The 13059-nt window shown below is 69.6% G+C and carries 8 protein-coding genes; 5 read left to right on the top strand and 3 right to left on the bottom strand.

From position 1 onward, the window contains the following. Positions 1 to 31 precede the first annotated feature (31 nt). Both POL72_RS14010 and POL72_RS14005 read left to right on the top strand, forming a co-directional pair. A complete protein-coding gene (locus POL72_RS14010; protein ID WP_272095700.1) occupies positions 32 to 745 on the top strand; it encodes a hypothetical protein in 714 nt (237 codons plus the stop codon). Positions 746 to 1360: 615 nt separating this feature from the next. Beyond that, entirely contained in the window at positions 1361 to 2257 is an 897-nt protein-coding gene (locus POL72_RS14005; RefSeq protein ID WP_272095699.1) for a formylglycine-generating enzyme family protein, read from the top strand. A gap of 180 nt (positions 2258 to 2437) precedes the next feature. Here the strand turns inward: POL72_RS14005 and POL72_RS14000 are convergent, their stop codons facing one another. Together POL72_RS14000 and POL72_RS13995 are read right to left on the bottom strand one after the other, a co-directional pair. Further along, positions 2438 to 3121: an RNA polymerase sigma factor gene (locus tag POL72_RS14000; protein WP_272095950.1), complete on the bottom strand. Its 684-nt coding sequence runs from the start codon at positions 3119 to 3121 to the stop codon at positions 2438 to 2440. Positions 3122 to 3364: 243 nt separating this feature from the next. Then, positions 3365 to 4372, bottom strand: a complete 1008-nt coding sequence (locus POL72_RS13995; protein WP_272095698.1) for an RNA polymerase sigma factor — start codon at positions 4370 to 4372, stop codon at positions 3365 to 3367. A gap of 436 nt (positions 4373 to 4808) precedes the next feature. On the opposite strand from POL72_RS13995, the gene POL72_RS13990 reads away from it, so the two are divergent. The 3 genes from POL72_RS13990 (at position 4809) to POL72_RS13980 (ending at position 9132) form a co-directional block, all read left to right on the top strand. Beyond that, on the top strand, positions 4809 to 5903 hold the full coding sequence (locus tag POL72_RS13990) for a PEGA domain-containing protein (RefSeq protein ID WP_272095697.1): 1095 nt from the start codon (positions 4809 to 4811) through the stop codon (positions 5901 to 5903). 14 nt (positions 5904 to 5917) lie between these two features. After that, positions 5918 to 7528 carry a hypothetical protein gene (locus POL72_RS13985; RefSeq protein ID WP_272095696.1) on the top strand — a complete coding sequence of 537 codons (1611 nt, stop codon included), beginning with the start codon at positions 5918 to 5920 and terminating at the stop codon, positions 7526 to 7528. 266 nt (positions 7529 to 7794) lie between these two features. After that, positions 7795 to 9132, top strand: a complete 1338-nt coding sequence (locus tag POL72_RS13980; RefSeq protein WP_272095695.1) for a collagen-like domain-containing protein — start codon at positions 7795 to 7797, stop codon at positions 9130 to 9132. A 248-nt stretch (positions 9133 to 9380) separates the two neighbouring features. Here the strand turns inward: POL72_RS13980 and POL72_RS13975 are convergent, their stop codons facing one another. Continuing rightward, positions 9381 to 13058, bottom strand: coding sequence for a tetratricopeptide repeat protein (locus tag POL72_RS13975; protein WP_272095694.1), 3678 nt, complete (start codon positions 13056 to 13058; stop codon positions 9381 to 9383). Between the last annotated feature and the right edge of the window lies 1 nt (position 13059).

The following is a 13059-nucleotide window of genomic DNA, read 5'->3' as shown; positions in this document are numbered from 1 at the left end:
CCTCCTCGCCGCCTGCAGCGATGACGAACACGTGTCGCCGATCGGAAGCGGCGGCGCGGGCGGCAGCGCGAGCAGCAGCGCTGGCGGCGGCACGACCGGCGACGGCGGAGGCGGAAGCGGAGGCGCAGCGCCGGTCGCCTGCGGAGGGGACGCGGGAGCGACCTGCGGGGAGGCGGAGTACTGCGCCATGCCCGACACGACGTGCGCCGAAGACGCGCAGGGCGAATGCGCGCCGAGGCCGCGGGTCGGGAGATGTCCGGACGAATGTCAGGGGGTCTGCGGGTGCGATCAGCGCACCTATTGCAATGAGTGCATGGCGCACGCGGCCGGGGTGAACGCGTCGAGGGATACGGCTTGCGCAAGCGCAGACTACGTGATCGCCGATCACGACCGTGTCTTCGTGCACCACGCGGACCTGCGAGAGGAGCGGTGTCTGGTGATCTCGATCGCGTCGTTCGCCGATAGCGATCCGCTCTATGCCGGGATCGAGCTGGAGGGGCTCTGGGGCGTGCTGGACGTGGCGCTCACCGACCAGATGGGCGATTGCACCGACACGGGCATGCCGGACCCCGACGAGCGCGCTTATGCAGTGACCGGGGCCACCGGGACGATGACGTGGGAGGCTGAGCCGGAAACCGGCATCCCGTGCGTCATCGACATGGATATCACCCTGACGCTCGACGGGGAGCCGGGGACCCTGCGCTTCCGGGAGACCGGCGTGGTCGTCGACAACACGTGCCTGTAGCGGTCCAGCACCCGCGTATCGCGTCGTCGGCGCGCACGTAGCACGAGCTCAGTGGAGGTGTACATGCGTCCAGGGCAGAACGTTCTCTGCTCCCTTGACTACCGGGCCGCGAGAGGACGAGGCTGCACCGCCATGGCAGGCTCGACGTGGTTCAACGTGTCGGTGGCGACGGCTCTGGCAGGGATTGCGGTGTCCGTGTCGGGCGGCTGCGCATGTTCAATCGGCGCGGACTCGTCCAGCTACGAACCAGGTGAAGGGTCTGGCGGTGCGCCCGGCAGTACCGGTAACAGTGATGCTCCGGGGAGTGGGGCGGGTGGAACCGGCGCTTCGGCGCAGGGCAGCGGCGGCGAGAGCGTGGGTGGGGGCGTCCCGGAGTGCTCAGGCCGCGAGACGAAGTGCTCGGAGAACACGCCGCGGCGATGTGTCGATGGGCGGTGGGAGAACGGCGATCCATGCGCCAGGCAGACGTGCGTCGACGGAACGTGCATCGGCGAGTGCGGCCCGGAGGACGTGCGCTGCTCGGACGACCGGCCGCAGCGGTGCGACGAACACGGGGCGTGGGAGGAGGCGGAGCCATGTCCTGCGGCAGCGCCCGTATGCGACCGAGGGAAGTGCGTGCCGCCGAGCTGCGTCGGACTGGCCGAGACGTGCGGGCCGGGTAGCGACGAGAGCTGCTGCGCGACCGCGGAGGCGGCGCCCGGAGGCACGTTCAACCGGGACAACGATACGAGGTATCCAGCGACGGTGAGCGGGTTCTTGCTGGAGCGGTTCGAGGTGACGGTGGGGCGGTTCCGCAGGTTCGTGGAGGCGTATCCCGGGAGCAAGCCGGCGCCGGGAGCGGGGGCTCACCCGCTGATCGAGGGGAGCGGGTGGAATGCGGAGTGGACGAGCAACCTGCCCGCGGACGCAGCGGCATTGAAGGCAGCAGTCAACTGCAGCCCGACCTACAAGACGTGGAGAGACGACACCGACGGAGGTACCGAGCACCTGCCGATGAACTGCCTGAACTGGTATGTGGCGTTCGCGTTCTGCGCGTGGGATGGGGGCCGGCTAGCGACGGAGGCGGAGTGGAACTACGCGGCGGCAGGAGGAGACGAGCAGCGGGCGTATCCGTGGTCGAATCCGGCGAGCTCGACCAGAATCGATAACAGTTATGCGGTGTATGACTGCGCAGGGGATCGGTCTGCGTCTGGCGAGTGTGCGTTCAGCGATATCCAGGCCGTCGGGTCGCGGTCGCCGAAGGGAGATGGGAGGTGGGGACAGGCGGACCTGGCCGGGAACCTGGGGGAGTGGGTCCTGGACTGGTACGCAGCAAACTATCCAAGCGAATGCAATGATTGTGCCAATTTGATCGACGCTACGGGCCGGGGATTCCGCGGCGGGAACTTCGACTTCGATGATTCGGAGCAGCCCCGGTCCACTGCGCCGGACCTGCTCTCGTCCCGTCGTAACGGCCTCGTCCCGTTGATCAGCAGCACCCTCTTCGGGGCCCGGTGCGCGAGGACGCCGTAGGTGCTCATCGGAGCCATACCCGTCGCGTGCGGTGCATTCAGTAGATTCGGGTGTCCGGGATGCGCCGGGCGAGTGTCTGGAACGCGGGTTGCACCGATCTGGTTCCGGACATCACCGCTTTTTCTCTCGCTGCTTCACCATGCTACCCGGTCGCGTGTAAACCCGGGGCTTCGCGTAGCGCTAATCCCACGCAGCCAGGCGTCTCGCGAGCGCTTCCTGCGCGCTGTGAAGCGCTCTCGTACGCCGCTTGTACGCCGTGCTGAGGGGCATCTCTCTCGTCTCGGCGATGTCTCTCATGGGGATCTCGTGGAGGTCGCGCTGGACCAGCACCGAACGCAGCTCGAACGGCAGCTCCCGGACGACTGATCTCAGCAGGCGCCGCCGCTCCGCTGCGAGCAGGAGCTCGAGGGCGGTCGCGCGCTCGCCAGCCTTACACAGCTCCACGGGGTCCGTGATGACCTCGTTCCGCCGAGATGCCTTCGCGTGGTAACGCGAAGCCAGGTTCACCGCGAGCCCGTTCAGCCACCGCGCGATCGGGCCACGCGTTGGGTCATAGCTGCCGAAGCTCATGACAGCCGCCAGGAAGACGTCCTGGCTCAGGTCGTGCCGATCGCGCTCGGGCACACGGAGCCGCGCGAGCCACCGGCGAACGCGCCGAATCGTTTCTCCCTGAAGGAGGCATTGGAACGCATGAGCCCGAGACGGGCTTGCGGCAGGCTTCACCTTGTTCTGCCTGGGTCTCGGCTGCGCCGCTGTCCGTTGCGCGGTGCGAGGCGCGCCGGATGCGCTCGAACGAGCCGTCCTGTCGTGCCGGGCCGGAGGAGCCGGCTCGTCGGTGAAGACGTGTGTTCTGATGGAATGCATCATCGCCCCTCGCGAGGGCAGCGCCAGAAGCTCCATGGCTCGCCTCCAGGTGAAACGTGAATGCCCCGCGCGAACGCTCGTCGGCGCGCGGACACGATCGCTCCTGAGCGGACGTCGCACGGCGCGCGACGCCCGCTCAGGAAGCGCTCAATCCCCTATGACAAAGGCCGCGAACCACGGTGGTCCAGCACCGCCTCCGTGACGAAGGCCACGTCGTTCGCGTCAATGTTTACTGCGCGGTCATCACCTGAGCCCGGCCAGCTGCGCCTCGCGTTCACCAGCCAGGCGACCGCGCGGGAATCTGCGTCCGTGCTCCTCCAGCAGGCGTCGCGCCTCGACGAGCGACACGACATCACCGGCCGCCATGGCTGTCCGTGCGCGGGCGATCAGCTCCTGCTCGCGGGAGCTGAGCCTCGGGCGGCGCTGCGCCGCTGGCCAGCCTGTCGGCATGGCGGAGACGGCAGGGGCCGTCACCGCCCCATCCAGCGCCGGAAGGGCCATCACCGCCCCGTCCAGCGCACCGCTCACGCGCGCCGGCTCGGCGGGGCCCCTCGCGGCCTGTTCGGTTGCCGGCCCGGTCGTCCTCCTGGAGAGCAGAATGGCCATGGAGGGGTGGAGAGGCTCGAGGGGCTCCATCGGGCCCACGGCCAGCGCGCCGAGCGCCGCCGCGCAGGCGACGGCAAAGCCTCGCGCCACCCAGCGCGTGGGGCTACGTCGCCGCGAGGAACACCGCTCCAGGAGCCAGGGCGGGAACAGCGCGGCGCGCAGCCGGCGAGCGCCGCGGCCTCGTTGCCTCGCTTCCCTGCGGGCCGCCGCCTCTTCGAACTCCTCCCAGGCCCGGCGCAGCCGACTTCGTGCCGTCTCCAGCGGGATCTCCTGCTCTCGGGCGACCTCGGCGATCGGCCGCTCCAGGAGCTCGCACGCGATGAACACCCCGCGGCACCGCTCGCCGATCTCCTCGATGAGCTGCCGCACCAGCTCCGCCTCCTGGCGAGCGATGGCGTGCTCCTCGGGGCTCTCCCGCTCGTCGCAGAGCGCCGCCTCGTCGAGGCCCGTGAGCGCCTCCTCGCGCCTGCGCGACGCTCGCCGGTGATCGCGGGCCGTGTTCAGGACGACGCTGTCGCACCACGCGCTCGGGTTCCTCGCCGATCGGGCCTGCTCCCGCCGCTCCCAGAGCCGCACCATGGCGTCTTGCGCGACGTCGTCGCGGTCCCGCTCGGGCACCCCAGCGTAGCTGATGAGCGATCTCACGCGGGCGGGTACAGGGCAGGTCGGCGTTGGTCGGTCCACGGTCCAGCAGACGATCCGAGCCCGGCCGGACGGTCAAAAAATCGACCGAGCCCTCGCAGATGCGCGGCGAGTGGCCCTACGGTGGGCGAGCCCGAGAAGAGAGGACCAGCGGCTCGGTGAGGTCTCCTCCTCCGCCGCCACACCTGCGCCCGCTGCGGATCTCAACGGGGGCCCAGCAGCCGTCGTGGGTGAGGTGCTCGTTCCGTCCTCAAGGCCTTCCGAAGCGGAGCCACGCATTGCATCATTATTGCTGAAATTCTCATGCATCCGGTGGTTTGAGGACGATTTCCGACCATCGTGAGCTCACTGGACCACGAGGCGGATATACGAGGAGGCTCGGCGGTTGCGGGACCGTGCGCATTGACATGGGCTTGCGTGCAGGAGTATCCAGCGTGGCGTGCGCCATGCGCTCCTCTCCGTCTTGCCGTGCGCCTTTCTTGGCATCGTCGCGGCGCTGGAGGGCGTGGCGAGCGCGCAGGATCCCCATGGGCTTGCGGGGTCGCAGGAGACATCGACCGCGGAGGATCTGCTGCGCCGTGCTCGGCAGGCGCGCGATGCCAGGCGATGGGCCGAGGCCGAGGCGGCGTACGAGGCGGCGCTGAAGGCGGCCGACGCGGCGTGGACGACCGACGCGGAGCGCGCCGAGATCGCCGCGGAGCTCGGCCTGTGCGAGCTCGCGCTGGGCAGCTATCGAGATGCGGCTGACCACCTGGCGCAGAGCTTGAGACACCGAGGCGCGCTCCGCAGCCCGCTGGTGGAGCGCGCCGAAGACGGATTGTTGAAGGCCGAGAGCCGGGTGGTGACGCTCTACCTGGGGGTGAGTCCACCGGACGCGGAGGTCTTCGTCGATGGCAAAGCGCTGGGTCGCCAGGCGCCGACGTACGAGCTGTTCCTGGAGCCGGGACAGCACACCGTGCGGGCACGGCTGGATGGCCACAGCGAGGCGGTGGGGACGTTCGACGGGCAGGCGGGCAAGGCCAGCTCGCTGACCCTGAAGCTGCCTCGCGCGCCGGAGCGCGCCGCGCCGCCGGGGGCGGCCAGCGCCGGCCCGGTGCGGCCGGAGGCCCCATCGCCGCCTCCGGCGGCGCGGCGGGCGCTTCCCCTGATGGAGCTGCGGATCGGGGGCGCGGCGCTCGCGACGGCGGGGCTGGCAGCCGGCACGGTGTTCCTGCTGCGGGCCGATGTGATCGACGGCAACCTGGCCGAGCGCGACATGGTGCGCCGCCGGCAAGGCTGGACGCCGACGACGTGCTGGTGGCCGAACGCGCCCTCGCCGTGCGCGGAGATCCGCAAGGAGGTGGCAGAGCGGGGCCGGTTCGCCACGCTCGGCAATGTGGCGCTGGTGACGGGGGCCGTGTTCGGGATCGCGACGGCGGCATCCTTCCTCGTGGAGGGATGGCTGCTCGGCAGCACGCCGGCCCGTGAAGGCGTTCATGTGATTCCGAGCGCGACGGGAACGCAGGCCGGGCTCGTTCTTCTGGGCGTGTGGTGAGACGACGAGGGGCCATGGGAACGCGCGGGAGGCAAGGTCGAGGAACGCTGCGCTCGGTCGCGGCGATCGCGCTCGGCTGCGGGAGCGTCGTGGGGGGCGCAGGGTGTTCCTATGTCGAAGACTGCACGACGATGTACAGTTGCGAGCCGCTCCCCGGCGAGACGCCACCGGCGCTGCCGGCGTCTCCGTGTGACGGCGATCCCGTGACGAGCCCGGCGAAGGACGGGTGCGGGGTGTTCGTCGCGCGGCGCGGGGACGACGCGAGCGACGGGACGAGGGAAGCGCCCGTCAGGACGCTGCAGCGCGCGGTGGAGAAGGCGTCGAAGCCCGGGGGGACACGGCGGGTGTACGCCTGCGCGGAGGACTTCGAGGAGGCGGTCACGCTGCCGTCGGGCGTCGCGATCTGGGGCGGCCGGGACTGCGCCACAGCGGCGTGGATCTGGGGCGGCAAAAACCGCTTCACCGAGATCGCGCCGGCGCCGGAGGGGGTGCCGCTCACGGTGGAGGCGCGGCAGGCGAGCATGACGTCGGCGGTGTTCGGCGTGCGGCTCGTGGCGGCGGATGCGGTGCGGCCGAGCGGGTCGTCGATCGCGATGATCGTGCGGGAGGGCGCTGCGGTGGACGTGGTGTCGAGCGAGATCCTGGCGGGGAACGGCGCGGATGGGGCGGATGGGGAAAGCGCTCCGCAAGGATGGCGGGCGCCGGATGGGGCGGGTGGCCAAAAGGGGGGGGACGGGTGCTTGGCGGACTGGACGGAGGGCGCTCCGCCGGCCGTGACCGTGTGCGAGGACGGCACGACATCCATCGGTGGCACGGGCGGCGACGGCGACATCGCTGCGGGGGGCGACGGCGAGCCAGGCGCACCGGCACCAGCGCCTGGCTCGGTCGACAACGGCGAAGGGGGAAAGGGCGGGCCGATGACCTGCACGCCCGGCAAGAATGGCGGCGCTGGGAAGGCCGGCGCGCACGGGGTCGGCGGCGGGACGGGCGTAGACGACCCGCTCAAATACGGAAGCATTAGCGCGCGCGGCTGGCAGGGTTTCTCGGGAAAGGACGGCCAGAACGGGGGGATCGGCCAGGGGGGCGGCGGCGGTGGCGGCGTCGGGCCGAACGGGAAGTGCCGCCCGGTGGATCCGCAAGGCGGACCGTCCGGCGGCTCGGGTGGGGGCGGCGGCTGCGGGGGGCGCGGTGGCCGAGGCGGCGGCCACGGGGGCAGTAGCTTCGGGATCATCGCACTGCATGCGCACGTCATGGTGGACAAGACCGACATCGTCACGGGCGATGGGGGGCGCGGCGGCAACGGAGGGAGGGGGCAAGACGGTGGCAAGGGTGGGCCTGAGGGCCCCCGTGGCGCTATCGCACCCGAGGCCTACTATGCATGCGAAGGGGGTCGGGGTGGCGCCGGAGGCAAAGGCGGCCACGGCGGCGGAGGGCTCGGGGGCGTTTCCATCGCCATCGCACGCGTGGACAGCGGCGTTCACCTCACGGAGAGCGCTTTGTGGACATGGGGCGCCCCTGGTGCCGGTGGATTCGGCGGCGATCCCAATGTGACACAAGCCAGTGGGGAGAGCGGCACAATTGCCTTCCTCTGGGAATTCCCGGAGCTGATCGTGCCGCCCCGATGAGGGATTTCGCGCGGGGATGAGCAGGATAGAGGATCATGAAGATTACAGCCGCCGCATGGGTCGTTCTGCTGTCCTCTCCGGCCGCCCTGGGGTGCGGAACGGAGACGTTCGCCCCACCGTGCGCGGAGGACGGCACCTGCGAAGGAGAGCCCTCGGAGGAAGCATGCCTCGATGGCCTCGCCGCACGGCGCGTGCAGGGGGGATGCGGGGTGTTCGTGAGCCGGACGTTGGGGGACGACGGCAATCCCGGCACGATGGACAAGCCCGTGAAGACGCTCGTCCGTGCGATCGCGCTCGCGCCACAGGCACGCGGGCGGGTGTTCGCGTGTAATGAGAATTTCTTCGAGGGCATCACGTTACCCTCCGGCATCGACCTGTGGGGCGGCTTCGAGTGTTTCAGGGGATGGCGGCACAACTCGGAAAATTTGGGCCATGCTGTGGCAATTCTCCATTCACCAAGCGCCGGCGGCGCCCCGATTACCGTGGTGGCAGCGCAGGGCGACGGCGAGGTGGCCACCGACGGCGTATCCACGATCGTGGAAGTGCACGTGCTGCAGGAATGGAGATTGGGGCAGGGCATCCATTCGATCGCGATGAGGCTTGAGCCGGGCGCAGTCGTGGAGGTGATCCGGAGCGAGATCCAGTCGGACAGCGCCGACAAAGGCGAGGACGGCCAGGATGCGGTCTACGTTGATCCGCAGCCAGCGTATGGGGAGATCGGAGCGATCGGCGGGGATGCTTGCTCGGCAGCGACCGTCGCCGGCGCACCCGCCGTGACGACCGTGTGCGGCGACCCGGTGTCGACGGGCGGCAAAGGCGGCGACGGGGCCCCGGACCGCGGTGGCGATGCCGAGGACGGCAAGCCGTTGACGGCCCCGAACCCCAGGGACGCGGGCCTGGGCGGCGCGGGCGCGAAGGACGGCGCCCCGTGCGCGGACGGCCGTCGTGGGGATGACGGCGCGCCGGGCGAGCCCGGCGCAGCCGGCCAGGGTGGACGCCTCACCGAGGCCGGGTGGGAAGGCGTGCCCGGCCGCCAGGGCGGCACGGGAGCGCCCGGCCAGGGGGGTGGAGGGGGCGGCGGCGCGCCGGGGGGCCGGAGCGCCTGCGGCAGCGCGGCGTTGGGCGGCGCGTCAGGCGGCTCGGGCGGCGGCGGCGGCTGCGGCGGCACGGGCGGCCGCGGCGGCGGCGCGGGCGGCGCGAGCATCGCGATCTTCGCCCATCCGGGCAGCAAGCTGACCCTGCGGGAAACGCGGGTCATTACGGGCACGGGCGGCGCCGGAGGCAGGGGGGGCGAAGGCCAGATGGGCGGGCAGGGCGTGCAAGGAGGCCCGCCGGGGCAGGCGCCGGCCATGGGGGGCGAATACGCCTGCCGAGGCGGCTACGGCGGCTGGGGCGGCACGGGCGGCTACGGCGGCGGGGGCTCCGGCGGGCCCTCGATCGGCATCGCCTACGCCGACGACGAGCAGCTCACCCTGGATCGCGTCACGTTCGAGATCGGCGAAGGGGGCCCGGGCGGCATCGCGGATGTGTTCGACGAGACGCACGACAAGGCGAACCGGGGCAGCGACGGCTTCGCCACTGAGACGATGCGCTTCTCGCCGTAGACCCGCGCGCGGAATCGCCGCGACCGGTTCCCCTGCCCGATCGGGAGCAGGATAGGACGAGCGACTTGGGTTTGAGCTATTTATGCGCGACTTAGTACTACGGTTGCAAATAGCGGCGACGCACTCGACGTAGTGCCGCGATTTCTGCGGAAAGTTGGGAAAGTGTACTGGCTGGCCGCCTGGTGAGATCCTCACGCTCGGCGCTTCTGCAACTGTAGTACTGGAAACCAAGAGTGCAAAATTCGAACTTAGAGTTCTTGATCTGGAAGAGCTCGCTCCACGAGCGCGATGCGCTCGAGCAGTTCGGGTGAGGAGGATTGGCCAAGCGCCTCTATGATTTGGAGCATTCTGCGAAGGATGATGGATGTTTTGGGCGCAAATGCATGCGGCGCGTCTAGAAAAAAAGGCCAAATTGTGTCGAGTGCCTTTTGGGTGGAAGCGAGCGCCGCTTCCCGCTGCCCCAGCTCGCTCTGCATCAAGCCCAGGTTGTTGAGGATCGCGGCGAGGTCGGGCAGGAGCGCATCGGGCCGCTGCTCGGCCAGCGTGCGGTAGTGCGTGACGGCCTCTTGGGTGGAAGCGAGCGCTGCTGCCCGCTGCCCCAGCTCGCTCTGCATCAAGCCCAGGTTGTTGAGGCTCGCGGCGAGGTAGGGCACGAACGCATCGGGCCGCTGCTCGGCCAGCGTGCGGTAGTGCGTGATGGCCTCTTGGGTGGAAGCGAGCGCCGCTTCCCGCTGCCCCAGCTCGCTCAGCGTCTTGCTCAGATTGTTGAGGCTCATGGCGAGGTCGGGCAGGAACGCATCGGGTCGTTGCTCGGCCAGCGTGCGGTAGCGCGTGACTGCCTCTTGGGTGGAAGCGAGCGCCGCTTCTTGCTGCCCCAGCTCGCTCTGCATCAAGCCCAGGTTGTTGAAGCTCGCGGCGAGGTCGGGCAGGAACGCATCGGGCCGCTGCTCGGCCAGCGTGCGGTGGCGTGTGACGGACTCTTGGATGGAAGCGAGTGCCGCTTCCCGCTGCCCCAGCTCGCTCTGCATCGCGCCCAGGTTGTTGAGGCTGAGGGCGAGGTAGGGCAGGAACGCATCAGGCTGCCGCTCGGCCAGCGTGCGGCGGATGGCGACGGCCTCTTGGGTGGCAACGAGCGCCGTTTCCCACTGCCCCAGCGCGCTCTGCATCGCGCCCAGGTTGTTGAGACTGAGGGCGAGGTAGGGCAGGAACGCATCGGGCTGCTGCTCGGCCAGCGTGCGGTAGCGCGTGACGGCCTCTTGGGTGGAAGCGAGCGCCGCTTCCCGCTGCCCCAGTTCGCTCAGCGTCTTGCCCAGATTGTTGAGGCCCAGGGCGAGGTCGGGCAGGAACGCACTGGGCTGCTGCTCGGCCAGCGTGCGGCGGATGGTGACGGCCTCTTGGGCGGAAGCGAGCGCCGCTTCCCGCTGCCCCAGCTCGCTCTGCATCTTGCCCAGGTTGTTCAGCAAACGCGATCGCTTGGCCAGCCGCTCCAGTTCAATGCCTTCCGGAAGGTGTTCCAGGCGCTTCTGCGCTGCCCACAGCGCGACCTCGCGCAGTGATACGGTGCGTTCTGGCAGCCCTGTCCGCGCCATCTGCTCCGCAAGATCAATCGTCCCCTCCCGCTCCAGGGACTTCGCGAGCACGCTTCCGAGCCGCGCATGTGCCGTGCGCTCGCCGAGAGCCTTCGCCGCTTCAAATGCCACCATCGCTCGGCCCACAACGTCGCGCCCGAGCACGTGCGTGAGCCACTGTTCTCCATCCTCGGACTGATCCTCGGATAGCCGCCCGAGCACCGCGAAGGCGGTCCGCAACGCATCTTCGCCAGCAGGGCGCTCGAGCACGCGGTCCAGGTACGAGTCGGCTTCGCCGCCCTCCAGCGACAGTGTGCGGTGCACCATGGCCTCGCCCAGCAGATCGGGCTCGAGTCCGCCGAGGTAGTCACCTGTGCGAGAGGTACGGCGTTGCCCGGGATAAAGGTCGCGCAGGAAACGGAGGTACTGATCCACGAGCTTCTCGTCACGCTCGTCCATGATCCTGGCCACGAGCGCGGCCGCCTCACCGCGGCTCGAAGCGCCACCTCGCAGCGTGAGCGCGGTGACGGCCCGTCGCATCTGCTCGATGAATCGCCGTGCATCGAAGGAGTCAGCGCGCGGGAAGCGCGAGCTCCAGAAACGCTGCTCGTGATCGAGCGTGCTGCCCATCAGCGTCTCTGCGGTAAACTCCCGCCCCTCGACCGTCGCGAGCGCCGCCATGTGAAGGTAGAGCACCCGATCGTAGCGCGAGTCGTTGAGCGGCGGCATCGCACCTGGAACGGCTTTCCCAAGCTTATGTGCAAACGATTCCGCCGCCTCCCGGAAGGCCTCTATCCGCTGGGGGCTCGCGGCGACCCCGGGTGGAACCGCTCGCGGCGCGTGATCGGCAAGCAGCCCTCCTAGCTCGGCATCGGAGCCCTGCAGGAACGTCCACCAGTCGCCGGCGTTGCGGGCGAGGAGCACGAGCCGCAGCCGACCCCGGCCCTTCCGGGCGCGAACGCGCCCAGCTGGCTCAAGGAGGTCGCGCAGGTCGGGGCGGCTCTCGGCGTAGTCGATCACCGCGAACGTGGGACACTCCGCCACCATCAGCGCTTCGAGCTGCCGCTTGTCGACGCCTCCTGGGATGAAGCCCGCTCGCCAGCCCCCGCGATGCAGCTGAGCGCAGGCCTCGATGAAGAGCCTCGTCTTCCCTATGCCAGCAGGACCGTAGAAGAGGCGTGCGCGTACAGGGGCTGTAGCATCGCACCAGGCATGGATCTCCTTGAGCACATCGGCGCGGCCGAAGAACGGCACGACCTGGTAGCGGGCGTTCAAGAGCGCGGCGGGGCTCGCCTCGACCGGCGGCTCCGACGTTCCCGGGACGAGGAGGTCGTCGAGCGGGTCGTTCGGTGCTTCTGGTGGGAGGTTGTCGCGCAGGAACGCGATCAAGCACTCGGCCGAGGCGCGAGCGGCGTACTCCTTGAAGTGGTCGTCGCGCCCGTGATTGGCAAAGTCCATGACGCCCTTCATCACCAGCGCGTCGAGCCTCGTATCGCGCTGGGCATGCGCGAGCGCGCCAAGGGCCGCGGCTTCCATCTCGAGGCCGAGCGTCTTGCGCATGTGCTCCGACACAAAGCTCCAGTACGCTTGATCCTCGACGACCTTGTTGCCGCTGCCCATCGGCGCGACATGCACCTTGAAGGGGAGCAGCGCGCCCGCAGGAGAAAGATCCGGGAACCGGCCTCGCTGCTGGATCAGGATGCGCCCAATCCGTTCGCGCCCCTCCTCCGTGAGCGCGAGCTTGCCATTGTGCAGATGGCCGGACTTCCACAACGACGCGATGACGTCCGCCCATTGTGGGCACATCTCATCGCACTCCGACAGCGCGCCAGGATCCGCGACGCCCTCGTGCAGCTTCGCAAGGACCCAGTTCTCCTGCCATTCGTAGGGGATGGGGCGCGCCTTCCACCAGGAGGCGTTCTTGAAGCGCGCGCTGAAGTCTGCGTGCTCTAGCGCAACCTTCCAGTCATCGCGCAGGTTGTATGTCCTCAGGTCCTGTTGCACCCCGTCTGGCAGAGCCTTGCCTGTGTCATGCAGGAACAACCGTTCGGCGGCGACGACATCGCCCAGCTTGGTCTTGCCCGGCCGCCCCGCGCACACGCCGCACATCGCGACGCACCGCGGCCGAACCTCCTGCACGAGCGGCAGCAGCGCGTTCGTCGCAGCGACCGCCCCCATGTCGCCCGCTTGCGCCAGCGCGATGTGCAGCGGCCTGCCACCGGCTCCCTGGAAGCTCCTGAACGCAACGGGCAGGCCGGTGGGACCTTCCTCCTGCTCCCACCGGCTCTCTGGCAAAGCGCCTTCCTCGACCTGGAGGGCAGCCTTGTACTCCAGGGTGATCGCGACGAGGATCACCACG

The sequence above is a fragment of the Sorangium aterium genome, assembly GCF_028368935.1.
Classification (GTDB): domain Bacteria; phylum Myxococcota_A; class Polyangia; order Polyangiales; family Polyangiaceae; genus Sorangium; species Sorangium atrum.
This window is presented reverse-complemented; position numbering and strand designations above follow the sequence as displayed.

Excerpts from the sequence above, each read along its gene's own strand:
- POL72_RS13985 (WP_272095696.1), top strand. The coding sequence starts at position 5,918 with ATGGGAACGCGCGGGAGGCAAGGTCGAGGAACGCTGCGCTCGGTCGCG.
- POL72_RS14000 (WP_272095950.1), bottom strand. The coding sequence starts at position 3,121 with ATGCATTCCATCAGAACACACGTCTTCACCGACGAGCCGGCTCCTCCG.